The organism is Lentibacillus salicampi (assembly GCF_004565465.1).
Classification (GTDB): domain Bacteria; phylum Bacillota; class Bacilli; order Bacillales; family Amphibacillaceae; genus Lentibacillus; species Lentibacillus salicampi.
Genome location: NZ_SRHY01000022.1, coordinates 1 through 25,236, shown reverse-complemented (window position 1 = coordinate 25,236; position 25,236 = coordinate 1). Strand labels below are relative to the sequence as shown.

Below are 25,236 nucleotides of genomic sequence, written 5' to 3'. Positions count from 1 at the left end.
GACTCATAATCTTTGAATTTCGGGGGAGGTTTTGTGATGAAGGCTATTTGGAGAGGGTACATCGAAGCATCCTTGATTTCCAAAATTACCGTTGCACTTATTCTCGGTGTGGTAGCCGGTTTGATTTTCGGCAAAGATGCAGCTGTACTGGCACCGTTTGGGGATCTGTTGTTGCGTCTGTTGCAGTTTTTGATCGTTCCACTGATATTATTCACGCTGATTGTCGGGGTTAATCAGACAAAGCTCGGCGACTTGGGCCGTATGGGTGGAAAAGTATTTATTTATTACATCCTGTCGTCTGCATTTGCCATTATTGTCGGCATATCCGTGGCAAGTATTTTCAATCCGGGGACAGGGGTGACGCTTGACACAAACGAAACATTTGAAGTGCCGGAAAACCCGGGCGTCGTCAGTGTTTTGCTCAGTATTGTCCCGGATAATATTGTCTCCGCGTTCAGTGAGCTGAATTTGCTGGGAATTATTTTTACGGCGCTCGCTTTCGGGATTGCCATATCAGCGCTCCGGTCATCGGAAACAAACCAGGATCTGGGGGAAACCGTGTATAAGGTGATTAATGGGCTGAATGAAGCCACGCTCAGCATTATGAAAGCTGTCATTCAGTATGTTCCTGTCGGTATTTTCGCCATTATCGCGGAAGTGGTCGGCAATCAAGGCGCCGATACGTTAGTGGAATTGGGAAGTATGGTTGGTGTCCTTTATGTGGCGTTGATTGTTCAGATCTTGTTTTACGTGCTGTTCATGTTTTTTTTCAAAATCAATATCAAAGATTTTTTCCGACATGGGCGCACACCAATGATTACAGCCTTTGTCACACAGAGCAGCTCAGGTACATTACCGCTCACACTCAATGCCGCCAAGGATCTGAATCTGCCTAAAAGTCTGTATGGGTTCAGTTTACCGCTTGGTGCAACGGCTAATATGGACGGAGCTGCCATCCGTATTGCGGTATCAGCTGTCTTTGCCGCCAATGTGGTTGGTGATCCGCTAAGCTTTGTGGAAATACTGCAGGTTGTCCTGATCGGTACATTGGCATCCGTCGGTACAGCCGGTGTCCCAGGGGCAGGCATTATCATGATTGCCACTGTGTTTGCCCAGTTGGGTCTGCCAATGGAAGCAGTCGGTTTATTAACAGCAGTTGATGTTCTGGTGGGCATGGGAGCTACAGCGACAAACGTGACGGGCGACCTTGTGGGAACAAACATTATTAGTAAGACGGAAAAATCACACGAAAATGAATCTGCCAATACGCGTTAAACATTAAAACATCTCCCCTCCCGCGGGGGATGTATTTTATTCTGACCCTTGATTATCTTTCCTCTGACCAGTATAATCCTGTCTTTAAAAGCTTCATTTCAATGTTGACATTATACATAGCTTCTTCATCGGATAGATTCCGGGCAAATTTTTCAACAAAATTGCGGACGATAACAGACGTGAGTATTTGCATTACATGGAACAATTCCTTATCGCCTGAGATATTCAGCTTTTGTTTATCAATCAGTGAGCTGACTTCTTTAAACTGCTCCTCGCTTTGTTGATCACTGAAAATCCTTGCAAATGAATTTTCTATTTTATGGGTCATATTCAAAAAAGCATTTCTCATAAAATCAAGATTTTCACCTTTCGTTATGACCTGCTGGAAAAACGTCGTCATCGCATCAATGAGATCACCGTCATGTTTTTTCAATAAGGCTATAAAGCACTCTTTTCGTTTAATTGAAAGATTATCCAACAGGAAGAAAAAAGCGTCTTCCTTATCGGCAAAGTATTGGTAAAAGCTCCCCCTGGGGATGTCTGCTTCTTTTACGATATTGGAAATGGAGGCCTCGTATAATGGCACTCTCGAAAATTCTTTTTCAATGGCATTGATTAGGGTTTGCTTTTTCTCCTCCGGTAAGTTATAAAACGTCTGTTTCGGCATGGTTTTTCCTCCCGTTCCTTCATATGATGGCAGCGTGTCATGTTAATCAGCAAATTTTGCTCATTGATCAACGATGCTATCCTCTCATACAAGGTCAGCCGACAGCATAAATTAAAGCTGCCGGCCCGTTATCCTGTCGGGTCTTTTGCAAAGCTCGGCGTCAATTCCCTGCATTTGCAGTTCCCGTACCAGTTTTTTTAACTGTTCCTCATAACGATGTACCATGGTCAAGTGAACATCACTCCCAGTAATGTGACAAAACGTCACTTAGTATGTATTTTAAATGACGCTTTGTCACTTGTCAATCGAAAGTGACAAGTGACAAAGCGTCATGTTGTTACCAACCTTTTGTAATATCAGGGTGACCAACTGCTCAATCATCAATAAAGACGGTAAGCACTTTCGCCCCGGCATTATCAACCGGCATAAACAGGTGCGGCTTAACACCTTTAAAATGGGCTGTGTCCCCTTTTTCCATGTAATGTTTTTCCCCGTCATAATACAGTTCAATGGCGCCCTCAACGATATATATAAACTCATCCTGGGAATGCGTATACGGCTCATGGCGCACATTAAAATCCTTTGGCGTCACATGAACAATTGTCGGTTCAATTCGCGAAAAACGGGAGCGATTGGCTAGCAGTTCAAGCGAATAACCCATATTATCATCGTCAGCACTGATCTCTCTTTCCGCTTTCGGCAGCACAGCAAGGTCTGTTTCCGGATGCCCGTCCAGTACCCAGGAGAGTGGTACATCCAGTGTTTCTGAGATTTTTGATAACGTTGCCACTGCAGAGGATGTCTGCCCGTTTTCAATTTTTGATAACAGGCTTTTGGATATACCGCATTGATCGGCTATTTGCTGTTGGGTGTGTTTACTTTTTAAACGGACCGTCTTGAGTTTTTGACCCATATTTTGAAGATCTATGGTAAGCGCTCCTTTCGCCTTGCTCTTGTACAAGCTTCTTTAACATAGAATAGATGAATCTTTTCAATATGGCAACAGGTAAACGTTTATTTTTATGTCCTTCTGCCGATATTAACCCCTTCTGCTGATTCTTCTGCCCTTCTGCCGATTCTTTCGGACTTCTGACGATTCTACTAAAAACCTCACCCCAGTGAACATCACAAAGGGTGAGGCTTTCTTGACCGTATCATTGTGTCAACCCTGGCTGGCGGCATACGCCAATGATTTGCTCGGCAGCGCCTTTTCGAGTTTGTTTTGAATGAACAGCGCTGCTTCCTGAAGCTTGTTTTCATCAATTCCCGTTCTGATGCCGAGACCATTCAGTAAATACAGGACATCATTTGTTGCCACGTTCCCGGCTGCTCCCGGCGCATACGGGCAGCCACCGAGACCGCCGATCGAGCTGTCAAACCGGGTGATCCCGTATTCCATTGAGCGCATAATATTGGCAATCGCCATGCCGCGTGTGTCATGAAAATGCATGATGACTTTTTCGCCTGGTAAGCGACTCAGCACCTCGCCCAGCAGCTGATCCACCTGGGTTGGGACTGCTGTGCCAATCGTATCACCGAGGGAAATGTCGTCCACACCAGCCTCAATCAGCCGGTCACAAACACTCAGCACTTGATCAGGCGTGATTTTTCCTTCATATGGACAATCAAATACCGTCGAAACATATCCTGTCACATGTTTACCCGCAGCTTTTGCCGATTCGATGACTTCCGCCAGTACCGGGTAGGTCTCATCAATCGATTTGTTGATATTTTTCCGGTTATGCGTCTCACTCGCCGACATGAAAACGGAAGCCCCATCAATGCCTGCTTCAAGCGCCAGCTCCAGACCCTTCATATTCGGAACCAGCGCCGAATAGCGTACGTCCGGATGCCGCTTGATGCGTCGCCCGACTTCATGGGCATCCGCCAGTGCCGGCACCCATTTCGGATGAACAAACGATGAATACTCGATTTCCCTGACCCCTGATTCGGATAACGTATTAATCCAGTGAATCTTGTCAGCCGTTGAAATCAGCTCACTTTCATTCTGCAGCCCATCACGCGGTCCCACTTCCTTTATCTGCACAAACTCCGACCATCGTTCCATCATGCAGCTCTCCTTTTATTTTCAAAATGCCATGCGCCATCTGCCCCATAACGCGATACTTGAATGCGCTTTCAACAATTGCGGACAATAAATTATCACTTATTCCTTATATTCTATTCAATCCGGTTTCGTTTGATTCAACATTGTTGAATGAAGTATATAATAAAAATTCCCAAACTGTCAAATTTGGGAACGGGTACTTGTGCTTTTTTCCAGGTCAATCTTATGAGAAGTCACTCAACGAATCATTTCAACAAAATGGGCCAGGACGCGGGCCGTCAAGCCCCAGATGACCCGCTCATCATAAATATAAAAATACTCCTCCATATGACTGGTACGCCAATTATAGTTTTCGCCACCGGGAACAAGCTCAAAGGGAAACGTCTTTTCCGGCTTCACCTGCAAATTAACATGATAAATGTCCGGCTCGGTTTCCAGGAAGAATGCCAGCGGTACTGTAAATATCTCCCCAACCTCTAACGGGTTAGGATCAAACGGTCCATCTGTCCGGATGAGCCCGGCATGGGGATAAATGATCATGCCAAATGGGGTGACCAGATAATCCAACGGGTAAACATCCGAAATCTTCTGTTCGTTGACGCCCAGCTCTTCCGTTGTTTCCCTGATAGCTGCCGCCTGCGCACTCTTATCCTGGGGGTCGATGCGCCCGCCTGGAAAACATATTTCACCAGGCTGCCGTCTCATGGCTTCCGAGCGAACCTCAAACAGCACGTGCAGCCCGCCCTCTTTCTGAACAAGAGGCAAGAGAACAGCGGATTTGATAAACTGTTTACTTCCAAGAACGGTTGGCGTATGCTCTTTCATTTTATTCGTAATGTGTTCTTTGTCGATCCTAATCACCTCAAGTGCCGTGACTTTGCTTACCTATACTATAGCAGAACAGTTTGCTTTGGATAACCAAAATGCTCCTATCCTGACATTATTCAAGATTCACCAAAATCATTCATTGGTAAGAGTCTATTCAGTATTAATATGGAAAAATGATAACTTGCTCTTGTAGAAAGGGTGAGAATCAGGACGTATGTATTGCTGATGTTTCACCACTGACCATCGTGACGTTTGGAACAAGTTCACCAGAGGCAACCGTCAGTATTGTCGCAGCGCTCGAAGACAATGCGGACGTTTCGAAGGGAAATGTTATTGGAAGCAATATGCTTAATATCACGGTAGTTGTTGGTCTAACAGCAATCATGAACCCGTTAAAAGTCAAACGGGAAACGGTCAAAACAGCAAAGGAAACTGCCGTCAATGCTCAGACTGACGGCTGTTCCGCTCCCTCCATTTTTCGGCACACTTTTCAATCAGATGACCAAGAACGCCTCCGACAATTCCGAAAAACAAACCACTGTAAACAGGCACCGCAAGAAATTGAAGTCCCTTCACCTGATATAAATGATGTGTCGTAAGCCCGATAGTCATCCCAGCGGTTAAACCGAAAAAAAGCCCGGTATGATAAACTTTCCTCAGTTCTTCTTGATGCTCATACCTGTATGTGATAGCCCTTGCCTTGTTATACGCCTGCCATAATGAAAATGCGAAAACGGACGGGTAAAACAATCCCCACTCATAGTTAATGATATCGTGCGCTGTTTGAAAGTCTCCATGAAATGTATGCATCAAGGCGATGTTTAAATTGGAATACAAATTAATCAGGATTTCCCAGCTCACCAGCACGAGGCCCAAGAAATAATCCCGATTATAAAACTGTCCAAATCCCGGCAACGCAAATGACCACAGCAAGGCTGCCATAGGAGATTTATAGGTGATGTCGCCTTTTTTCATCCAAATCCTTCTTTTTTCAATTTTAAAGGTAGAAACAGTCGTTTAATTGTATTATCGGAGGGATACGGTGGTGTGTCCACAAGCCCTCTGGAAAAAGGACATCTTTAGAAGGTATGCTGTAGTTGCTTTTTCATCTTTTTACCAAGAGCCAATCGTGGGCTGGAGACCTTTCTGACTACCGTCATGAACCCCCGTTCAAGCAAAAGAAACAGTGTTATCTAAAAAATGTGTAAAACCAATTCCATCTCTGCCAAATAATCAAATTTGTCCGTTTTTCCAATTGGTATTCACTGAAGGTTATCCACAACTTTTTCTCCTACGCTATAACGTCGCTTTTCCTTTTATTTTTCGATAAAGCGCCAGAAGTATACATTCCACTACTGCTTTGTAAGACGTTCGAACGCTTTCCTTTTCGTCAGCCAGTCACAAAAGATATAAATTACGGCATAAATCGGGATGGAATAAACATATGTCCACCCGGTCATCACATAGAAACCAACCCACACAAAGATTGGTTCACCAACAAAAGCGGTCAGTAACCCGTAAAAGATCCCCTTTTTCCACGCGGCAATATGCGGCTTGGTTTGGATCAGATACATAGTGGTCACTGGTATCAGGCAAAAATGATAGGGCGACCATGCAGGGAACGAGGGTATAACCATTTTGTTATAATGCCACAAGCCTAGTGCAGTGCCAATATAGTCCATGCTTAATGCAATGATAACCGAAAACAAACCTGCGTATAACAGGCGGTGTGTGCTTTCTTTTTTTCGGTAAAAAATCCAAAATACCCATGGGACAACAGATAGTAAAACGGCTATCCACCAATCCCAATGCAAAAATATGTAATCCAACCAAAATTGTGCCAACTCCTCATGAAGCTGATGAAAGTTTTAAAAGTAACCATCCAGAATCTGTTTTTGCTGTGCTTTATCCATTTAGATCTCCTTTTACGCCAAAGCTTTATTCTTATGTTTTGTTTAAAGTGAATTCTTATGCTGCCGGCGGGTGGAGGATCCGGACATACGCAAAAGGATCTCCAAACGATATGTTCAGAGATCCCGGTCATGTTTACCGCGCACACATTTGTAAGGGGTATCTGTCACTACGGCCACATCCGCACGAAACGTTCAGGCGGTTTTTTTGCTCCTGCACTTTCTGCTCAATCAGGTCAGCATGGCGCTATTGAGCCACTAGCAGTCTCCGGCTCCCTTTTCCCTGGGGTAAACAATGAAACTGCTGAAGAAGCGGCATCGGATTTAAAGGCAGCTTCCCTGGAGGCATAGAGTCTGCCGGTGTCATACCTTTCCCTCTTGCATCGTGAGTCTATGTAACTACTCCAAGCTACTTTTTCAGGTTCAAATTCTCTCATGAGGTTAAACCCATGTTTTCGTTTTGTGCGTTTGCCCTGTCTGCTATTAGTTCAGCAGCCGTTTTTCCATGAATGGCAAAATGCAGTTTATTTTGGACCGTCGCAAAAAATTCCTGGGTTACTCTGGTATTTGGATCATAATCAACTGATGTAGCATAAATGTCAGTGATTTTTTGGTAAAACCTCTTCTCCGAGGCACGAATATCCCGTATTCGTTCAAGAAGCTCATCGAAATAATCCTGTCCAAAGGTTCGCATGTCTTTCAAACGATCATCATCCATGGTGAAACCTTTTACAAGATATTCATGAAGACGTTCTGTAGCCCACTGGCGAAATTGAGTTCCGCGGTGAGAGCGTACGCGATAGCCGATTGCAATGATCATTTCGAGATTGTAGTGTTTTGTTTTATAATTTTTTCCATCTTTAGCAGTTATCAAGTAAAACTTGACAACTGAATTCTCATCTAACTCACGTTCTTCAAAAGTATTTTTGATATGTAAACTGATATTCTGCTTTGTGGTTTGGTACAACTCCGCAATCGCCTTTTGTGTCATCCATACGCTTTCGTCTTCCAGTCTGACATCAATTTTGGTGTCGCCATCTTTCGTTTGGTAGATCAGGACGTCTGATTCGTTATTCACTATAATCCCCCCTCCAGACCTTAATTTCGTCGTTTTCAATTAGTCTTATCATACCACTTACTTTTCTCGAACACAAACAAACGTTCTTTTATAGAAACAGTATATTTGGTACCGTCTTAATGCCGACAAGACAATGGCAAAAAATACAGCGGGATTAAGCGATAAAAGTAAAAGAAATAAAGCGTGTGAATTGATTTCCAGTTTATATGCTTTTCTATATAATAAAATAAACCGCTTACCGGGAAGAAATATTTGTGAGATAATGAAAGGCATCATTAATGACGGAGAGAGCGTTTATGAAATAGATGGTAAGAGATATCGCTTTGACCACACAGAGGAACCGGTGACCCCAGTTAAGGAAAATATCAAAGCTGACCCCGAATTACGACAAAAATCACTTCGGCCTAAACAGGATATAGCAGACGGCAGGGTATACGCCACGGATGAAGTTATGAAAATGATCGAACAAGATAAAGCATAACAAACAGAGCAACCACGGCACCCATACGACGTCAGAGAGGGAGAAAATCATGGCCGTCCATTTCGTAAAATTAACCAAACCAACAAACAGTCTTTTGGAGACATTCAACAGGTGGGAAAATGACCCTGCACTCATTCCACTTACCCGTCCGAATCAAAACAAATCAGAATTGGAACGACGAAGTAAATCAACCCTGGCAGGCCTAACCAAACGTCTGGAGCAAGTCCACATCTACCTGATTTATTCATATGACAAGTTAGTCGGCGAAATGAACTACATGGTCGATCCCGGCCATCTGTATAAAAAAGAGCCCGGAACCGCCTGGATCGGCATTACGATTGGTGAACCCGAGGGACGCGGAAAAGGGATTGGTTATGAAGCGATGCAATACTTAGAGGAACAAATTAAAGAGCAGGGAATCAAACGTATCGAATTAGGTGTGTTTGAGTTTAACAAACCGGCACAAATTCTTTATCAAAAGCTGGGCTACAAAGAAATCGGCTATATTGAGAATTTTACATTCCGTGAAGGCAAGATGTGGTCTGATATACGAATGGAGAAATATTTATGAGTAAGGGAAAGCTCCCTTACTCAACCCCACTTTCCAAAATCGAGAACGCACTATGATCACAATCCACTTCAGCCATCGCACCATACGGCAAAGTCATCTTCGGTTCGGTATGCCCGAAATTCAGATTGTACAATATCGGCAAGTCTTCCAGCTGATATTCCTTCATGACCGTTTGGATGGCTGTCTTGTATTCATTGTAGTAGGTTTCATCCTGAGGTTTGCCGAAAATGATACCGTTCGTTTTTTGCAAAATACCCTGCGCCGCGTAATTGCGCAGCCAGCGGGTAATGGATTCAGGTGCAGATTTTTCTTCAGATGTTTCAAAGAATAGAATGCTGTCTTCCCAATAGCTTTCCTCAGGCCAAATAGACGTACCTTTTGCAAATTCCAGAGACTCAATGCAGCCACCGATTAATCTTCCCTGGACCACACCGGAGCCTTGCAGCACGTCATACCCCTGATTGGACTGCATTGTCCGGCGTATGTATTTGTTCGACATATCCGTCCACTCCAACCGCTCACTCGTCCACTCCGCTGCAGGCTGGATCTCACCGATGGAATCGCTGGAAAACAACGTCCGCTTAACCATGTCCACTGTATACGGAAGCATCTCCACATTCTCAGCAAAGTCGGTCATAATCGCCGGCCCGTAAAACGATGACAGCCCCGCTTTGTGACAAAACAAATGCGACATTGTCACATCCGAATAGCCCATGAAAATTTTCGGGTTGTTTCTAATCACATCAAAATCAATGTATGGAAGCAACCGGATGCTTTCACTGCCGCCGATGTTGGCAATAATCCCTTTGATGCTCTCATCCCGGAATGCTTCCATCAAATCCTCCGCACGTGCTTCCGGATGTTCATAAAGATATTCCACGCCTTTCAAACTGTTCGGCATCGCAACGACCTCAAGCCCAAATACATCGCGCAGCCGCTCCACACCCTGCTCATAGCGCCATCTGAGTTCCGGCTCCCCGGCCGCACCTGATGATGGACTGACTGTCGCCACTTTATCACCGGGATTCAATTTCACTGGTTTGATAAGCATCCTGAACACCGCCCTTGTTATGATATATTTTCTTATCATAACATACTGTCCGCTCAATCGGAGCACATTTATCAAAATGATTTCTATAATTTTAAAGCGCAGCAACAAATATTCCGGGACCCTGGAGGGAAAATCCAGTGCTGGCCCGGTAAACTTAAATCCATTCAAAACGTTGGTTCGTTATAGTATACTATACATATTATTTCAGATATCTATCTTTATAAAATAAAGGGGGCTTGTTAATGGGTAAAACGTGGCGTTGGTCAATCACTGTTTTGTTTTTTCTATTAGCCATGATTATTTCAGCTTGTGCATCTAGTGAGGGACAGGAATCATCAACAGAAAACGGACAGGGTGACGAGCAAAACGAGGAAAGCGCAGAGAATGAAGAGGGTGAGGCGGCGGACGCAGCAGAACAAGAAAAAACTGATGAAAGTTCCACCAGCGAAGAAAGTCTGTCATTTGCTGATATTCCTGATCCTCCCACAGATCTTGACGGGCTGATCGATTACCCGGCAGGTCCGTTTGCCGGCATTGCATATGAGGATCAGGAAAAGGACATTCAGGAGGCTTTGGCTGAGCTGCCCAAATTGACCGGGGAGCCATCAAACGAAGAAATCGAGTCTTATTGGGCAAAATTGCTTTCCTTATTTGCCGAAGACTTTCCCGATCCTGAAAATGTCGTGAAAAAGTGGCGGACCCTTTCATTTGGCAGTCCCGAAGCTGATAATCCGAAACTGCAATTCAAGGAGAATTATAATGTGGAGATCATTTTGGATGCCAGCGGGAGCATGGCAGCATATGCCGGATCAAAATCACGGATGGCCATCGCAAAAGAGTCGATCACTGAATTTGCCAGTGGATTACCCGAGGATGCCAATGTCGGACTTCGTGCTTACGGGTTTGAGGGAAGCGGTGCAGATAGTGATAAAGAACTGTCATGCGCGAGTAATGAGCTGGTTTATGATATACAGCCTTATGAAAAAGATAGCTTAGATCAGGCAATGGAAAAGTTTCAACCGGCCGGCTGGACACCGCTTGCAGATGCTATCAACCTTGCGATAGAAGACCTGAAGGAATACGATGGTGAGTATAACACGAATATTATTTATGTTGTCAGCGATGGCATCGAGACGTGTGACGGAGACCCTGTTACGGCAGCTGAAGAATTAGCGGATTCCGACATCACGCCGCTGGTGAACGTGATCGGGCTGGATGTAGACAGTGAAGGGCAAAAGCAGCTGAAGGACATTGCAGACGTATCAGATGGTACATATACCCTCGTCAAAAACCAGGACCAGCTGATGGATGAATTTGAACGCACACAGAATATGGCTTCCGAATGGAGACAATGGAAAGCAGATGCTGTCAGTGATGTGCGGCAAATAAGTGTTGATCGTATGCAGATGATCCGTGATTTTCGCGGTGAATGGGCTGACGGATGGCAGCGTGAATATACAACATTTAGTGAAGTATTTGATTACCTTGAGAGCAATGACACCATTTCCAGGGAAGTTAAAACTGCTTTATATGATCTTAGAGATGAACGCATTGACATGACCACTGATTATCAGGATCAAATCTTTGACGATCTCTATGAGCTTAAAGAAAAACAAATTGATAAAGCCAGAGAAGAGATTGAGGACAAATACAACCAGCAAACAGATAGCTGATGAAGCGGCAACCCCTCCTTTGATTAGGAGAGTGGGTGCTGCTTTTGGGTCGTTATGAACGATAAATATACTTAATGAAGCTAAAGTTCCGGGCTCAAGCCAAAGGAGGGCCTGCCTATGCCTCACACAACACTCCAGCAATTCCTGCCGGCCCTTCGATCATTGAATCCCGGCAGCCAGCTCACGAAACAAGATGTACTAACGGACACTTTCCGCATTGAAAATGAAGGGCGCCTCAGCATGTACTATGCGCCGCATAATGAATTCATCAACCGTAATGCCAAAATCGTTATTGTCGGTATTACACCCGGATGGCAGCAAATGAAAACCGCCTTTGAGCAATTTGCACGAAGCCATTCATCCGGTGAAACACTGGAAACGTGCTTAAAAGAAGCCAAAGAAGCAGCCGGATTCGCCGGTTCAATGCGAAGAAATCTCATGGATATGCTGGATCAGTGCGGAATCCCGAAAGCACTTGGTGTGACAAGTTCATCCGATCTATTCAAGAAAGACAGAAACCTCTTGCATACCACTTCAATCATCAAGTATCCGGTGTTTATCAGCGGAAAAAACTACACAGGACACCAGCCACCTATTGACCGTTCACCTTTGCTGCAGCGTTACATTTATCGTGAATTTCCGGACGAATTAGCACAAATCACTTCAAGTGCACTGATCATCCCACTTGGAAAAGTGGTGGACCAGACGATCCTGAAACTAACTGAAGAAGGTAAGCTGCCCCATCATACTTTAACCGGTTTCCCGCATCCGTCCGGGGCAAACGGTCATCGTATTAAGCAATTCCAGCAGCAAAGAGAACAGCTGCAAGCGGGGGTGAAAAGATGGGATAATGAAACGTGCTAAAATGGGAACTGCAACGACGCAGCCCTTCCGACTTCGGAGAGGGTGCACCTGTTGATCTTACAGAAGAAACCAGTCTGCATCATCCAACAGACTGGTTTCCTGGCTACAAATTTTACCGGAACAGATCCATCAACCTACCCCAAAAACCTTTTTTCTCTTTTTCTGTTTCTTCCGTTGTGTCGGGCTCTTCCACTTCAATTGGTTCTGTCGACAGGACGAATTGTACGACATCGACTTTTTCATTTTGATTCGACACAAACGATTGTGGCTCGAAATCAGAGGCGTCAAATTCATCCATCATTTCATCGACCTCTGATTGCATTTGGTCGGGAAGATCACTCGTCTCATCTTCGAGTTCCTGTGTGCCGTCTTTCAGTTCACTTGCACCGCTGTCGAGTGATGACGTGCCCTTAGACAGTTCCTGAATGCCGGTATTGAGTTCTTGGTAAGAAGTTGCTAATTCACCGACACCATTCGTATAGTCCGTCAGACCACTATGGAATGACTCGTATTCGGAAGCCAGGGAGGAAATTCCTTCCTGTAATTGGCCAAGTTGATCCAGTTGGTCCATGTTGCTCATGCCTTGCTCGACTTTATCCGCTGTGGTTCCAGCTTCATCGGCTATTTTAGTTATGGCACCGGAAACCTGATCCAATGTCCCCGTGACGGATCCAAACGCTTCCTGTACACCCTGATACGTTTTTTTAGCTTCGCGAGCCTTTTGATAGGTCTTCGCTAATTGATCTACAACAGCTTTATCATCTTTATCCTCGATCTGGTCACGTAACGCCTGAATTTGGTCTTTGGTGATTTCATTGTCTGGAATTCCATTCATTACCTCATCCAAACTGCTGTATGCTTTATCATAATTCTCTTTCAACGTATCCAGTCCCTCGGCCGACTCCCGCAGGCCTCCTTCCAGATCCCGAAGACCTTTAGGCAGCGCCTCAAGTTCGCTCAAATCCGGCGTACCAGAACTTCCTTGTACAGATTGGTTTACATTTTGCAATGCATCACGAATTTTCGCTGATCCATTAACAAGCTGGCCGGATGATTGATTAAGCTCGTTAATACCATTTAAATACTCCCTTGATCCACTGCTCAACTCCGATGCACCATCATTGAGATCGGAAATGCCGCTGTTCAAGTCGCCGACACCTTCATTTATATCACTGATGCCGTCAGACAATGACTGCATATCACCCTTCACGCCGCCCAAATCCGGATCCTCAATCGGCATCGAAGCCGGTGTTGCCGTTATGTCAATCGGATCCATTTCAAAATCTGTCACGTTCGCTGAGACAATAAATGTTTCCTCTTTTTCCGGCGTCACGGTGAATGTGACTTGTGTATTTTTGCCGGAAGTAGCCTTTGTTCCGTCGGGCGCCTGGATATCATCAAATTCCTCAGGACCCATCGTCAGCGAAATTTGCATCATATAGTTTTCAAAAAATACCGAATCGACTGCTTCATTGGCGGATGTGGCAATCTGCAGCTTCAATGCGCCGCTTTTGCCGGCCAATTCATCCGGTGACACTTCTTCACCATCAAGTTCATAGGTGATATCGATATTCCACGGGAGCGGCTGATTATCCATGTCTCCCTGATAATAAAACTCCTCTTCTTCCGCCTGAACCCGGACGGTGTTGTCATCGGTCTGTTCGATATCGTTCAGGTTGCTTAAATTGCGCACATTGGTGTAATTCCCGTGGTCCGTGATCTCACCAGGTTCGGTGACGTGGAAGGTATTCACCACATACATATCCTGCAGTGTGCCTCCAGCATTCAAGTCACCGTAAATGGCTTCATCCTTGGCAGAATATTTTCCGGTTCCATTCCCTTCATCCGAATTATCTTCAGCAAACGCATGTAAAGGAAGCGAGCCGGCCACCAGCATGGCAATCATTATGACGATCACTAATTTCTTTATTCGCACATCATCACTTCCCTTTATAAAAGTTTGGTTTCCAGGTTGTTTTTTCAACGACCTTGTCAAATACAAGCAATAACGCTGGCAGCAGAAGTACAACCAATAGAAACGCTAATAACGCACCGCGTCCTAGTAGAAGCCCAATGGACGATACGATTGGATCTGAAGACGTTGCCCACAAAATAAATCCGACACTGGACAGAATCGATGCGGACACACCAATTGAGAAAATCTTTTCATTAATCGTCTTTTTAACCGCCGCCATTGCATTCATTTCTTTCCGGTTTTGCGTATAGTTTTCCGTCAATAAAATCGCATAATCGACCGTCGCCGCAAGCTGAACGGTACTGATGATCAGATACCCGACATAAACGAGCGACGAATCGGTAAAGTAGGGTACCGATAAATTAAGCCAGACTGCGGACTGAATCGTCAGCAGCAAAATGACCGGGAAGGAAATCGATCGGAATGTCACTAAGAGGACAATCGCAATCGTCACAACGGTCAGCAGGTTAACAATCGTATTATCCTTTTCCACGATATTCTTCATGTCATACATGGTGGCACTTTCACCAAGGGCATGATAATCATCACCGTAATAATCCGCCGCAATGGCCCTCACATCTTCCACAAGGGCAAACGCTTTGTCGCCTTCATTGCTGGTCGTCGTATTCAATGTAATCCTGCTGTAGTTTTCCGAAAAGAACTGTTCAGTCTGAGATTCATCGAGATACTCCGGGGGGATGCCAGCTCCCACGGTATTCACATAGGAGACGACACTTTTCACCGGATCAAGGCTGTCAAGGTCCTGCACAAGTTCTTCTTCCCGGGCGATGTCTCCTTTAGGAACCATAAGGACCATCGGCGTGTACTTACCAAATGATTCCTCAATTTCAGCCGCATCGCTTCCGGCCCGTGTGTTTTCAGGGTGCCCCCCCGTTCCATAAAGAAAATTGGTCTGACTCTGTGCCAAAAATGCCGGCACGATCAGAACGGCTATCAACAGCAAAACCGGGATACGTAATTTCAGCAGGTATTTCCCGACATTATACGTGCTCGGCATGAACGGTTTATGCTGTGTTTTATCAATCCATTTGTAGAACATTAATGTCAAAGCCGGGAGAAAAATCATGACACTGAGAAAGCTGAGCAGAATCCCTTTCACAAGGTTCAGACCCAAATCGGCACCAAGACCGAATTCCATAAACGTCAGGGCTGTGAACCCGAAGAACGTGGTTGACGCACTCGCGGCGATAGCCGGAAACGACCGTTTCATGGCCAGTTTCATGGCCTCTTTCGGATCCGCTGTTTCATGCCGGTAATCGTCAAAACTATGCAGCAGGAAAATTGCATAATCGAGTGAGACAGCCAACTGTAAAATTGGCGCCACCGCCTGCGTTATAAACGAAATCTCACCAATAAAAATGTTTGTCCCCAGGTTGATCAATACAGATATGCCAATGGCCGTCAGGAAAAACACCGGCTCAATCCATGATCTGGTGGACAACAAAAGAATCAAAATAACAACCGGGATGAGGATCAATGCTGCATTCATCGATTCCGAACCCGTCATCTCCTGCGATACGGCCGTATCAAGAGCACCCCCTGACATGGCATTATCCTCGCCGATCAGCTCATAGACCGCATCCGTCGTTTCCACTTCTTTCCCTTCTTCAACATGGAAAGAAAACAGCGCATTCCCGTCCTCGTAGTACGACTCAACCGTATCGGAATCCGCCATTTCAATCGGCGTCCTGATATCAATCACATCATCAAGCCACATGACCTCAGACACACCCTCAAGTGCTTCAAGATCTTCCTTGAAAGCTAATGCCTCCTGGATACTGATGTCCTTCATCATGACCCGTGTATTTGTCATGCCGCCGTCAAATTCTTCTTCCATTTCATCCATCGCTTCAATCGACGACGTATCATCCGGCAGATAGTCAACCATATCATGATTGACCGGAACCGCAAATTGCACCACCGCGCTGGCAATGGCCAGTATGATAAATGTGATTACAATCGACTTTTTGTTTTTTAAAATACGTGCTGTCATATCAATCGATGTACATCCTCTCTTGCATCATCTATTTGAACACGATATTATTATATACGACACCGTGTTGGATTTACAACAAACAGTTTAATAATCAGCGTACAAAAACCAACATACAATAAAGATGTGTTGCTGAACAACGAAAAGAAAGTGTGACGATTTGATGAACAAAAAACTCGACCGTCGCAAAAAATATACGCGCATGGTCTTAAAGGATAGTTTAATCAATTTATTAAAAACAAAACAGATTTCTGCCATTACGGTCAAAGAAATCTGCACAGATGCCGATATCAACCGTTCGACCTTTTACAGCCATTATCATGACCAGTTTGACCTGCTGGAGCAGATTGAGGAAGAGCTGATTGCGGATTTAAACACCTATTTAAATCAATATAATTTTGAGCAGGAAGCGGAAGCACTGAAGATGACCGAAAAGCTGCTGGAATACGTTGTCTCCAAGCGGGATATCTGCCGGACACTCCTCAGCGGAAACGGTGATCATTCCTTTGAGCGCCGTGTCATGGATGTTGCCCGGACATTTTTGATCAAAAACTGGATCGACAACAATGAGGTCGACCCGGACATATCCGAATATGCCGGTACCTTCCTCATCAGCGGAAGTATTTACGTCATCAAAAACTGGCTGGCAAACGACATGGACAAGTCCCCGAAACAGATGGCCGAGCTGATTAATAGTTTCCGGTTTAGGGAGTGAGTGCTATTATGATTCAATTTGCAGCGTTATCCGAACCAACCCCAGGCATATTGAAAACGCTCAACCGATGGGAAAACGACACGGCATTACAGGCACTGACCCGTCCTGTTCAGAGCGAAGTAGAGTTAACAGAACCACGGCAACTCACCATGAATGACTTAACAGATCGGTTAAAGCACGAAAACATCTATCTCATTTACATGGATGATCAGTTAATCGGCGAAATGAGTTACATGATTGACCCGGGCCACCTCTATAAAAAAGAGCCAGGCACAGCCTGGATTGGCATCGTCATCGGCGAGACCAAGGGACGCGGCAACGGCATTGGTTACGACGCCATGAAATATTTGGAGGAACAGATTAAGAAAAACGGGATCAAACGGATTGAATTGGGTGTCTTTGCCTTCAACAGACGTGCCCACAGAATCTATCAAAAGCTTGGTTATCAGGAAATCGGGCGGATTGAGGACTTCACATCGTGGCAGGGTGAGATGTGGCCAGATATACGCATGGAGAAATATCTTGGCACACAGCAAAGGATATATCTGCACTCGACTAAGTAACCAGAAATATGATAATAAGAAAAGCGCAAGCGCCTTGTTCACCCCCGAAAAGCTTAAGCAAGAATTTGCAGTGGCGGGTTTGGCCACGTAAAATTATTGCTTAAGACCTCGAGGGGGGTAGGCGCTGGCCGGCTAAGTTCGGCACGTCCTGTGCCAACGCCGGCACTAGTACGTCCTGTACGTCGAAGCTGGACATGGCTATTGCTGACAAAGAGCTTAATATAGCCAAAAATTTTATACTTTCTTATCTTTACACAAAAAATGATAGTATAACTCTTAAGAGTTATACTATCATTCCTGCAGCTATCTGTCATGATTCAATTCTCGTATACAACATTTCCGCCAACGACTGTAGCAAGAACCGTAATATCCTTTAACTGCTCCTCAGGGATTTCCATTATATCCTGATCAATAACAAGAAAATCAGCAAGCTTTCCTTTCTCCAGGCTGCCTTTTAAATCCTCCTCTAAACTGCCTTCAGCAGCCCAAATGGTAAAAGCTCGAATGGCTTCTTCTCTAGTCATTTTTTCTTCCGGATACCAGCCACCATGTGGATTGCCATCACGATCCATTCGTGTAACAGCGGCATAAATTCCGTGAAAAGGATTAACAAGTTCAACAGGCGCGTCTGAACCACCAATAATATGAGATCCGGAATCAATAATTTTTCGCCAGGCATAGCTGTATTTTATCCTTTCTGCCCCAAGCCGGTCCTCTGCCATATTTTTGTCTGACGTTGCATGTGTGGGCTGCATCGATGGTATAATACCAAGCTCAGCTATTTTTTCAATTTGACTGGCATTGCTAATTTGGTAATGCTCTATTCTCCAACGATGGTCTTCCAGCGGATTCTCGTTTAACACTTTCTCATACGTATCAATTACTTGCTGATTTGCCCCATCCCCAATTGCATGTGTTGCCACCTGAAAACCTTGCTCCCGCGCTTTCTTAACTAAAAAGTAAATTTGCTCATCGGAATAGATATAATTCCCCTTATGCCCCGAACGATCACTGTACCCATCCAATAACGCAGCACTCCTCGACCCCAGTGCACCGTCTGCCATAAGTTTAACTGAGCCTATTGTTAGTCGGTTATCAAATAATCCTATTTCCGGACCTTTATTAAGGTAATGTTTAAAGGTTTCTCCCAGTTCACTGAATGTATTATCTATCATGACATTAAGCCTGACCTTCAAATCATTCTCTTTATAGAGTTCCTTCATAATATTAATTTCTTCCAAATTAGCACCAGCATCCGAGGTGCTCGTAATACCATTGGAAAGTAATGTATCTTGTGCCTCCAGTTGTGCTTCTGCCAGCCTCTCTTCACTGTATGGCGGTATTTTTTCCGTCACTGACTGTCGTGCGGCATCAACCAGAACTCCTGTAGCTTCCCCATTTTCATCCCTAATTATTTCTCCCCCCTCGGGATTGGGAGTTTCTTTGGTAATACCACCAATCTCCAGGGCTTTGGAATTCACCCAAACGGAGTGTCCATCCACTCTTGTAAGTGCAACCGGATTATCAGGAGCTACCTGATCAAGTTCATCCCTGGTCGGAAATGATTCATCTGGCCAAAGTTCGTGGTTCCAGCCCCTCCCTAATATCCACTCTTCTGAATCAAGTGCTTTTGCTTCTTTCTTTACCAATTCCAATATTTCCTGTTTAGGTTTATTAAAAGCATCAATTTCCAGTAGTTTCGTTCCAAGGGAAGTAAAATGAATATGCCCATCATTCAAACCCGGTATCACTGTTTTATTTTTTAAATCAATAACCTCTGTCTCAGGTCCGATATAATTTTCGGCGTCTTTATCATTGCCAACATAAACTAGTTTCCGGTCCTTAATCGCCATTGCGCTAACTTTTGAAAAATCCTGGTCGACCGTATAAATCGTTCCATTTACATAAACAGTTTCAGCCAGTTCATTATTTTCATTTATTGTTTCCTGATTCCCGGCTTCACACCCAATAGCCATAATAATCGATACAATCACCATCCCAAGAAGAATTGCTTTATTTTGCAATTCATATCCCCCTCCCCGTTAAATATTAAGAATTTCCCGCCTCCTTTAATTTTTTAATTTTTATTACAATTAGGATATCAGTCACCAGTTGAATTGTATATCCATATTTTGGTTCAAATTTGAAAAAACAAAATAGTACGTTTGACACACTGTTCCCTGGCTTGACTCTATAAACTCCAGTGTGTCGCATTGATTGATGATGTCATCAGCACCGGCGAGTCAATGCAGGCACTTGAGGAATTAATTTTTAAGGCTGGCGGTGACGGTGCGCAAAAGCCGCTATTTTGGCTGAAGGTGGCTTGGCTGAGCGGGATGAGATCGTGTTTTTCGATTATTGTAATGAGAAGGTATGACTGTTGTGGTAAAATTTTTGTTATAAGCACAATAATCAGATCTTAATCATCGCCAATCATATAGAAGGGGGCAAAATCAGATGAAAAAGAAGCTGCTCATTACTTTAGGAAGTCTTACAGCTGTTTTAACTATCGGACTGATTTTCGCAGGCAATTATTTTTATGGGGAAGGGATTAAAAGGGGCACTGAGGTGGAACTCCATCAGGAAGCTTCCGCAGTTAATATCGAAGCAGCAGATGAAGACCAAGCCCTTGTGGAAGAAGCGAACGAGTGGTTTGATGACCGGGAGACAGAAAAAATTGACATGACATCGTATGATGATTTGAACTTGACGGCACAGTACATTGATCACGATTCCGCTAATCACAGGGCAGTTATTTTAGCACACGGGTTCCGGAGCACGGGCGATGATATGGGGAAGCTCGCAAAACTTTATTATGACGAGGGATTTGATATTCTTTTGCCTGATGCACGCGGACACGGCAAAAGTGAAGGTGATTACATCGGGTATGGATGGCACGACCGATTCGATTATCTCAATTGGATTGACTTGTTAATTGACGACTATGATGCAGAGGAAATCATACTGCATGGGAACTCCATGGGCGCTGCGACTGTTTTGATGACAAGTGGTGAGGTTTTGCCGGAAGAAGTAAAAGGCATCATCGCGGATAGCGGCTACAGTACGGTAAAAGATGAATTAGCGCATCAATTGGAACATTTATATGGTCTCCCGGCGTTCCCGTTGCTCGATGTAACCAGTGTGATTACAAAAATTCGTGCCGGTTATATGCTGGGTGAAGCCTCGGCAGTTGAACAAGTTCAAAATAATACGCTACCTTTATTCATCATCCACGGGGAAGATGATGATTTGGTACCGACCGATATGGCGCATGAGATATACGATGCTGCCGGCGGCGAAAAAGAATTGTGGATTGTGCCTGATGCCGGACATACAAAAGCATTTGATAATGTGACAGGGGAGTATCAGGAACGTGTAGGGGCGTTTGTTGATGAAGTTATTAACAAAAATAGGTGAAATTTATTTGATACTACAGGACTTTATCCTTTTCGATAGTGAAAACTTGCTATAACAAACGAGGTAGCACGCTTTTTAAACAAAGTGTCTACCCCGTTAAATTCCAATTATTTCACCCACACCTGTAGCAAGGTAAACAAAAGTACAGGACGCTTAAAAAAACTGTTTTAACCAATTATGATAAAGGGTACCACACAGCCCTTTTGATTTAGTTGGTATTGTCATACACGAATCGATAATCCAGATACAATTCTTTCAGCAAGTGACATTTTGGGTAACGATTCTCAGCGTTACCCTCCGTCGCACATCATTCAAAAGAAATTTCCCTGTGACAATGCGTGAACTATTTTTCTTCTTATTTATTCATGCTCCGCTCTCCAACTTTCACCAACAACTTCCCAATATTCTTCCCTCTAAACAAATCCAGAAAGGCGTCCGGAATATTTTCAAAACCTTCCCGGATAGTCTCGCGGTACGTCAGTTTTCCTTCCTGCAGCCATTGGCCGAGCTGTTTGGCGCCTTCCTTGAAGCGGCCTGAATAGTTTCCGACAGTAAAACCTTGCATAAGGGCGCTTTTTTTGATCAGGGTCTGCTGCACGCGTGGGCCAATGTCTTTTTCTTCCAGGTTGTAAGTTGATATCGCGCCGCAGACTGGAATGCGTGCATAGCGATTCAATTGTGTCATAACAGCGTCCGATATCTCACCGCCGACGTTATCGTAATACACATCAACGCCATCAGGACAGGCGTGCTTTAAGTCAGCCTTAATATTGCCCGTCGTCCGATAGTTGATACCTGCATCGAAGTTCAGTTCGTCTTTCAAAAAGTTAACTTTTTCATCGGATCCGGCGATACCGACGACACGTGCGCCTTTGATCTTGGCGATTTGACCGACAATGGAGCCAACCGAACCAGCAGCACCTGAAATCACAACGGTCTCACCTGCTTTCGGCTTACCGATATCCAGGAGACCAAAATAGGCGGTTAAACCGGTCATGCCCAATATGTGTAGATTTGTAGTAATCGGTGCAATGGATGGATCAATTTGCCGAACTTCACTTTCACCTGCAATATAGTACTCCTGCCATCCGAACATGCCTGTTACGATATCGCCTGTCTTAAATTGATCCGATTTGGATTCGATTATCTCGCCAATTGAGCCGCCATCAATTACTTCATTCAATTTAAACGGTTCGACATATGATTCCACATTCTCCATTCTGCCGCGCATATACGGATCGACGGAAACATACAGCGTTTTAATCAGAATCTGGCCTTCTTTGACGTCCCCAACATCCTTTTTCACAAACTCAAACGTATTGTCATCCGGCATGCCCTGTGGCCGCTCAGCCAAAGTGATTTGGTTATTGATGATTGTCATGCGAATGTCTCCTTTATCTAAAATATTTCTGCTTGTTTCCTATGATAGTGAAGATAGTGGGCTTTTGCCAGTGAAAGTGATTGACGGATAACGCAGTATAAAAGGCTCCCGTACCTTAATAGGTGTATGCGGCGGCGCTCGATGGTGGGCACTTTGAACAATATCTGAGCACCGTGGAAGGCAGCGCTGCTTTTGCTTTCATGGCAGAAAAGCCGTCCCCACGTAATTCAATAATGTGGCAACAACCTTTTCAACAGATTTAATATGGTTGTGAGAAAGGTTACAGACTACAATAACTTGATTTAAAGTTCGCTTTTAATATTCTCGATTTCCTCTTTTTTAAACCGCGTGACTTTCACAATAAATTCAACAGATGAGCCTTCATTGCTATCTTCTTTTTCAACCGTAAAAATGTATTTTACTTTCCCATTAAGTGTTTTATTAAGCAGCAAGATCAATCTTTAAAAACCAAACACTTCATTCATAAAAACTTTAAAAATTTAGCATAAAATCATATCTTTCTTTGCTGATTTATATTAAAATAGAACTCAAATATATCTTTTAAGGGGGTAAAATAGGGGTGGATCAGTTTAAATTTGATGGCGATCAAAGTAAAAGAATTGTTGATGCTATTGTAGAAGGATATCGTGATTACATAGAACATCGTAAGGAACGTTATGAAAAAATGATCATTAGCTCTGCCTTTGCGTGGACGAAAGGAAATTTTATTGAGAGTAAAATTGCTGAAGTTAACGGTGATCTCACTTATAAGAAGGCAAAAGCCGGCCTGACATGGGATTACCTGCAATTTATTCAAGGTGATAAAAAATTACTCTTTCTAATCAAAAATGCAGCTTATTTTAATGAAGACAGTTTTTCACATGCCGTTTTACCTAACAGAAGCAAAAGCGATGGACATCTTCGTTCATATCTTCATGAGCTTTCAAAGATTAACCGGGGACTTGAATTTTCGCCTTCTCAACAGAGCCAGGAAAATACAACTGAACAAAGTATGCAACTGTCACTTTTTGTCCCGGAGAATCAGGTCAAAGAAGAACTTGACCGGCTTCAAAATGTATATAATGAGTTCCACATTCTCACTTATAAAATTGATAAGGCTTATCAGATTTCAAATATTATGCATTATCTGCCCAATCCTGATGATAATATAGCATATAGGGTAGAAGATCTTTCAGATTATATCCTGGGTGCAGAATTAACCGATGAAGAAAGGGGAATCATAGCACCAGAACCGGACAGTGAATTTGTTGATCCTGAGGCATTTGACATTGGAATATTTGAAGATGAGGAAAAGAAATAAAGAGGGGGGAGCTATATTGTTTATCGGTGAAAATTTGTCCAATCTACGTATTATGCGTGGCTATTCACGTAAACAGCTCTCAGACGTGTTAGATGTTACTGAACAAGCAGTTTGGCAATACGAAAATGACTATACTTCGCCCAAAATGGAGATTGTTAATAACCTGAAATCCATTTTCAATGTAAAAAGTAAATATTTTTATACAAGAGATTGTTTAAATCGCTATTTCAGAGCAGGTAATATACCAGCCACAAACGTTGCATATCGTTCAAAAGTGATGAATACCATTTCAAAAACCCAGGCGGAAGCAAAACACATGGCCTTTCTGGATAGCTTTGTAAACTATTTAACATCCAAAGTGTCCTATCCCGCACAAAATATCATTCGCTTAAGGGATAAAATCATTGATTATATAAACACTTCAAATGAGGACAGAGATACACAAATAAAGGAGACAGCCAAACTGGCACGACAAGAACTGGGGCTTCGTAATGATACCAATGATCATCTGATGTTTTCGGTGGAAAAAAGCGGCGTGTTTATTTTTGAAAAAGCAAGCGGTGAAGAAATTGATGCTTATAGTTTGTGGACAGAACAGGATCGGTCCTTTATCATCTTAGGGAATCTGAAACGCTCAGCGGTGCGAAGAAATTTTGATATCGCGCATGAACTCGGTCATCTGCTGTTGCACTATCGTGTTGAATTTACCACTTTAGACCGAAATGAACATAGGGCAATTGAGAAAGAAGCGAATCAATTTGCAGGTGCATTTCTTCTGCCTGAGGCACCGCTTTTAGCTGATATGAAGACTATAACACGCGTGACAAATCCTGACGCTTATATTGACTTGAAAAAGAAATGGGAAACATCCTTGCAGGTTTTAGGGTATCGGGCTGCTAACCTGGGCGTGATGGACCCCAAACGTCATCGCAATTTTTATGCTGCGCTTCACCGAAAAGGGTATTTAAAAAAGGAACCTATAGATGAAACAATACCTATACAAAGGCCGCAAAAGGTCAAATCGATTATTGATTTGGTAGTAAAAGAAGGGCTTGTTGACATTCGTCATATGATTGAAAGTGACTGGATGACAGATACCAGCTTCTTTTATCAATTAACAGGTATTGATGTAAACTTTTTTAACCGTTACATGTCTGCGGACCAGGATTTTGAGTTGGGTAATATTACTGACTTGGCACAGAATGCTCGTAAAAGAAAAGTATAGGAGTATGATAAACGGAAGCACCACAAAGGAGTACCTAGGAGCCTTAGACAGAAGTATAACGGGTTTTATGTAAAAATATGTAAATTAGCGAGTGGAACATCAGATTTTCAATGAAACGGCTTGATCTCCCGCCAAGACAGGAGTAATTAGGTTTTAGAC

At 43.8% G+C, this 25,236-nt stretch carries 22 protein-coding genes and 2 pseudogenes; 12 read left to right on the top strand and 12 right to left on the bottom strand.

The genetic code is table 11. From position 1 onward, the window contains the following. The first annotated feature begins 36 nt into the window (after nucleotides 1-36). Complete coding sequence (locus E4U82_RS12300; protein ID WP_135110485.1) at nucleotides 37-1,275, top strand: dicarboxylate/amino acid:cation symporter; 1,239 nt, start codon at nucleotides 37-39, stop codon at nucleotides 1,273-1,275. A 52-nt stretch (nucleotides 1,276-1,327) separates the two neighbouring features. On the opposite strand, the gene E4U82_RS12295 is transcribed toward E4U82_RS12300, so the two are convergent. From E4U82_RS12295 to E4U82_RS12280, 4 genes are all read right to left on the bottom strand, one after another. Beyond that, nucleotides 1,328-1,942, bottom strand: a complete 615-nt coding sequence (locus E4U82_RS12295) for a TetR/AcrR family transcriptional regulator (RefSeq protein ID WP_135110484.1) — start codon at nucleotides 1,940-1,942, stop codon at nucleotides 1,328-1,330. Nucleotides 1,943-2,315: 373 nt separating this feature from the next. After that, nucleotides 2,316-2,855, bottom strand: a complete 540-nt coding sequence (locus E4U82_RS12290; RefSeq protein ID WP_135110483.1) for a helix-turn-helix domain-containing protein — start codon at nucleotides 2,853-2,855, stop codon at nucleotides 2,316-2,318. 249 nt (nucleotides 2,856-3,104) lie between these two features. Then, entirely contained in the window at nucleotides 3,105-4,010 is a 906-nt protein-coding gene (locus tag E4U82_RS12285; RefSeq protein ID WP_135110482.1) for a hydroxymethylglutaryl-CoA lyase, read from the bottom strand. 237 nt (nucleotides 4,011-4,247) lie between these two features. Further along, nucleotides 4,248-4,862 carry an NUDIX hydrolase gene (locus E4U82_RS12280; RefSeq protein WP_135110513.1) on the bottom strand — a complete coding sequence of 205 codons (615 nt, stop codon included), beginning with the start codon at nucleotides 4,860-4,862 and terminating at the stop codon, nucleotides 4,248-4,250. 212 nt (nucleotides 4,863-5,074) lie between these two features. Between E4U82_RS12280 and E4U82_RS20315 the strand changes: the two are divergent. Then, a pseudogene (locus E4U82_RS20315) lies at nucleotides 5,075-5,257 on the top strand (sodium:calcium antiporter); the annotation flags it as partial. Nucleotides 5,258-5,276: 19 nt separating this feature from the next. On the opposite strand, the gene E4U82_RS12270 reads toward E4U82_RS20315, so the two are convergent. Further along, complete coding sequence (locus E4U82_RS12270) at nucleotides 5,277-5,813, bottom strand: hypothetical protein (RefSeq protein ID WP_135110480.1); 537 nt, start codon at nucleotides 5,811-5,813, stop codon at nucleotides 5,277-5,279. A 377-nt stretch (nucleotides 5,814-6,190) separates the two neighbouring features. Beyond that, nucleotides 6,191-6,667 (bottom strand): CBO0543 family protein, encoded by a 477-nt coding sequence (locus E4U82_RS12265; RefSeq protein ID WP_135110479.1) that lies wholly within the window; start codon nucleotides 6,665-6,667, stop codon nucleotides 6,191-6,193. A 141-nt stretch (nucleotides 6,668-6,808) separates the two neighbouring features. On the opposite strand from E4U82_RS12265, the gene E4U82_RS12260 reads away from it, so the two are divergent. Further along, entirely contained in the window at nucleotides 6,809-7,099 is a 291-nt protein-coding gene (locus tag E4U82_RS12260) for a hypothetical protein (protein WP_135110478.1), read from the top strand. An 85-nt stretch (nucleotides 7,100-7,184) separates the two neighbouring features. Here E4U82_RS12260 and rhuM read toward each other — a convergent pair. Beyond that, a pseudogene (gene rhuM, locus E4U82_RS12255) lies at nucleotides 7,185-7,826 on the bottom strand (RhuM family protein); the annotation flags it as partial. A 133-nt stretch (nucleotides 7,827-7,959) separates the two neighbouring features. Here rhuM and E4U82_RS12250 point away from each other — a divergent pair. Then, nucleotides 7,960-8,307: a hypothetical protein gene (locus tag E4U82_RS12250; RefSeq protein ID WP_135110476.1), complete on the top strand. Its 348-nt coding sequence runs from the start codon at nucleotides 7,960-7,962 to the stop codon at nucleotides 8,305-8,307. A gap of 49 nt (nucleotides 8,308-8,356) precedes the next feature. Further along, complete coding sequence (locus E4U82_RS12245; RefSeq protein ID WP_135110475.1) at nucleotides 8,357-8,878, top strand: GNAT family N-acetyltransferase; 522 nt, start codon at nucleotides 8,357-8,359, stop codon at nucleotides 8,876-8,878. Between the two features lie 16 nt (nucleotides 8,879-8,894). Here the strand turns inward: E4U82_RS12245 and E4U82_RS12240 are convergent, their stop codons facing one another. Beyond that, nucleotides 8,895-9,929 (bottom strand): S66 family peptidase, encoded by a 1,035-nt coding sequence (locus tag E4U82_RS12240; protein WP_135110474.1) that lies wholly within the window; start codon nucleotides 9,927-9,929, stop codon nucleotides 8,895-8,897. A gap of 242 nt (nucleotides 9,930-10,171) precedes the next feature. On the opposite strand from E4U82_RS12240, the gene E4U82_RS12235 reads away from it, so the two are divergent. Further along, entirely contained in the window at nucleotides 10,172-11,602 is a 1,431-nt protein-coding gene (locus tag E4U82_RS12235; protein ID WP_135110473.1) for a vWA domain-containing protein, read from the top strand. A gap of 117 nt (nucleotides 11,603-11,719) precedes the next feature. Beyond that, nucleotides 11,720-12,466 (top strand): uracil-DNA glycosylase family protein, encoded by a 747-nt coding sequence (locus E4U82_RS12230; RefSeq protein WP_135110472.1) that lies wholly within the window; start codon nucleotides 11,720-11,722, stop codon nucleotides 12,464-12,466. A gap of 112 nt (nucleotides 12,467-12,578) precedes the next feature. Here the strand turns inward: E4U82_RS12230 and E4U82_RS12225 are convergent, their stop codons facing one another. Beyond that, a complete protein-coding gene (locus tag E4U82_RS12225; RefSeq protein WP_135110471.1) occupies nucleotides 12,579-14,402 on the bottom strand; it encodes a methyl-accepting chemotaxis protein in 1,824 nt (607 codons plus the stop codon). A gap of 4 nt (nucleotides 14,403-14,406) precedes the next feature. Further along, nucleotides 14,407-16,455 carry an efflux RND transporter permease subunit gene (locus tag E4U82_RS12220; RefSeq protein WP_135110470.1) on the bottom strand — a complete coding sequence of 683 codons (2,049 nt, stop codon included), beginning with the start codon at nucleotides 16,453-16,455 and terminating at the stop codon, nucleotides 14,407-14,409. 163 nt (nucleotides 16,456-16,618) lie between these two features. On the opposite strand from E4U82_RS12220, the gene E4U82_RS12215 reads away from it, so the two are divergent. Both E4U82_RS12215 and E4U82_RS12210 read left to right on the top strand, forming a co-directional pair. Beyond that, entirely contained in the window at nucleotides 16,619-17,170 is a 552-nt protein-coding gene (locus tag E4U82_RS12215; protein ID WP_135110469.1) for a TetR/AcrR family transcriptional regulator, read from the top strand. An 8-nt stretch (nucleotides 17,171-17,178) separates the two neighbouring features. Further along, nucleotides 17,179-17,733, top strand: coding sequence for a GNAT family N-acetyltransferase (locus tag E4U82_RS12210; RefSeq protein WP_135110468.1), 555 nt, complete (start codon nucleotides 17,179-17,181; stop codon nucleotides 17,731-17,733). A gap of 317 nt (nucleotides 17,734-18,050) precedes the next feature. Here the strand turns inward: E4U82_RS12210 and E4U82_RS12205 are convergent, their stop codons facing one another. Further along, a complete protein-coding gene (locus E4U82_RS12205) occupies nucleotides 18,051-19,757 on the bottom strand; it encodes an amidohydrolase (protein WP_245183574.1) in 1,707 nt (568 codons plus the stop codon). 433 nt (nucleotides 19,758-20,190) lie between these two features. On the opposite strand from E4U82_RS12205, the gene E4U82_RS12200 reads away from it, so the two are divergent. Then, nucleotides 20,191-21,150, top strand: a complete 960-nt coding sequence (locus E4U82_RS12200) for an alpha/beta hydrolase (protein ID WP_135110467.1) — start codon at nucleotides 20,191-20,193, stop codon at nucleotides 21,148-21,150. A 355-nt stretch (nucleotides 21,151-21,505) separates the two neighbouring features. Here the strand turns inward: E4U82_RS12200 and E4U82_RS12195 are convergent, their stop codons facing one another. Next, nucleotides 21,506-22,531, bottom strand: a complete 1,026-nt coding sequence (locus E4U82_RS12195) for an NADP-dependent oxidoreductase (protein ID WP_135110466.1) — start codon at nucleotides 22,529-22,531, stop codon at nucleotides 21,506-21,508. A 580-nt stretch (nucleotides 22,532-23,111) separates the two neighbouring features. On the opposite strand from E4U82_RS12195, the gene E4U82_RS12190 reads away from it, so the two are divergent. Next, nucleotides 23,112-23,852 (top strand): spr1630 family ClpXP-sensitive toxin, encoded by a 741-nt coding sequence (locus E4U82_RS12190; protein WP_135110465.1) that lies wholly within the window; start codon nucleotides 23,112-23,114, stop codon nucleotides 23,850-23,852. Between the two features lie 16 nt (nucleotides 23,853-23,868). After that, complete coding sequence (locus E4U82_RS12185; protein WP_135110464.1) at nucleotides 23,869-25,077, top strand: spr1629 family repressor/antitoxin; 1,209 nt, start codon at nucleotides 23,869-23,871, stop codon at nucleotides 25,075-25,077. The last annotated feature ends 159 nt before the right edge of the window (nucleotides 25,078-25,236 follow it).

What these genes read in the sequence shown, in the direction of transcription:
- E4U82_RS12300 (WP_135110485.1), top strand. Translation starts at nt 37, where the DNA reads ATGAAGGCTATTTGGAGAGGGTACATCGAAGCATCCTTGATTTCCAAA.
- E4U82_RS12270 (WP_135110480.1), bottom strand. Translation starts at nt 5,813, where the DNA reads ATGAAAAAAGGCGACATCACCTATAAATCTCCTATGGCAGCCTTGCTG.
- E4U82_RS12260 (WP_135110478.1), top strand. Translation starts at nt 6,809, where the DNA reads ATGCTGCCGGCGGGTGGAGGATCCGGACATACGCAAAAGGATCTCCAA.
- E4U82_RS12240 (WP_135110474.1), bottom strand. Translation starts at nt 9,929, where the DNA reads ATGCTTATCAAACCAGTGAAATTGAATCCCGGTGATAAAGTGGCGACA.
- E4U82_RS12245 (WP_135110475.1), top strand. Translation starts at nt 8,357, where the DNA reads ATGGCCGTCCATTTCGTAAAATTAACCAAACCAACAAACAGTCTTTTG.
- E4U82_RS12250 (WP_135110476.1), top strand. Translation starts at nt 7,960, where the DNA reads ATGGCAAAAAATACAGCGGGATTAAGCGATAAAAGTAAAAGAAATAAA.
- E4U82_RS12220 (WP_135110470.1), bottom strand. Translation starts at nt 16,455, where the DNA reads ATGACAGCACGTATTTTAAAAAACAAAAAGTCGATTGTAATCACATTT.
- E4U82_RS12290 (WP_135110483.1), bottom strand. Translation starts at nt 2,855, where the DNA reads ATGGGTCAAAAACTCAAGACGGTCCGTTTAAAAAGTAAACACACCCAA.
- E4U82_RS12295 (WP_135110484.1), bottom strand. Translation starts at nt 1,942, where the DNA reads ATGCCGAAACAGACGTTTTATAACTTACCGGAGGAGAAAAAGCAAACC.
- E4U82_RS12200 (WP_135110467.1), top strand. Translation starts at nt 20,191, where the DNA reads ATGAAAAAGAAGCTGCTCATTACTTTAGGAAGTCTTACAGCTGTTTTA.
- E4U82_RS12230 (WP_135110472.1), top strand. Translation starts at nt 11,720, where the DNA reads ATGCCTCACACAACACTCCAGCAATTCCTGCCGGCCCTTCGATCATTG.
- E4U82_RS12195 (WP_135110466.1), bottom strand. Translation starts at nt 22,531, where the DNA reads ATGACAATCATCAATAACCAAATCACTTTGGCTGAGCGGCCACAGGGC.
- E4U82_RS12235 (WP_135110473.1), top strand. Translation starts at nt 10,172, where the DNA reads ATGGGTAAAACGTGGCGTTGGTCAATCACTGTTTTGTTTTTTCTATTA.
- E4U82_RS12210 (WP_135110468.1), top strand. Translation starts at nt 17,179, where the DNA reads ATGATTCAATTTGCAGCGTTATCCGAACCAACCCCAGGCATATTGAAA.
- E4U82_RS12215 (WP_135110469.1), top strand. Translation starts at nt 16,619, where the DNA reads ATGAACAAAAAACTCGACCGTCGCAAAAAATATACGCGCATGGTCTTA.
- E4U82_RS12285 (WP_135110482.1), bottom strand. Translation starts at nt 4,010, where the DNA reads ATGGAACGATGGTCGGAGTTTGTGCAGATAAAGGAAGTGGGACCGCGT.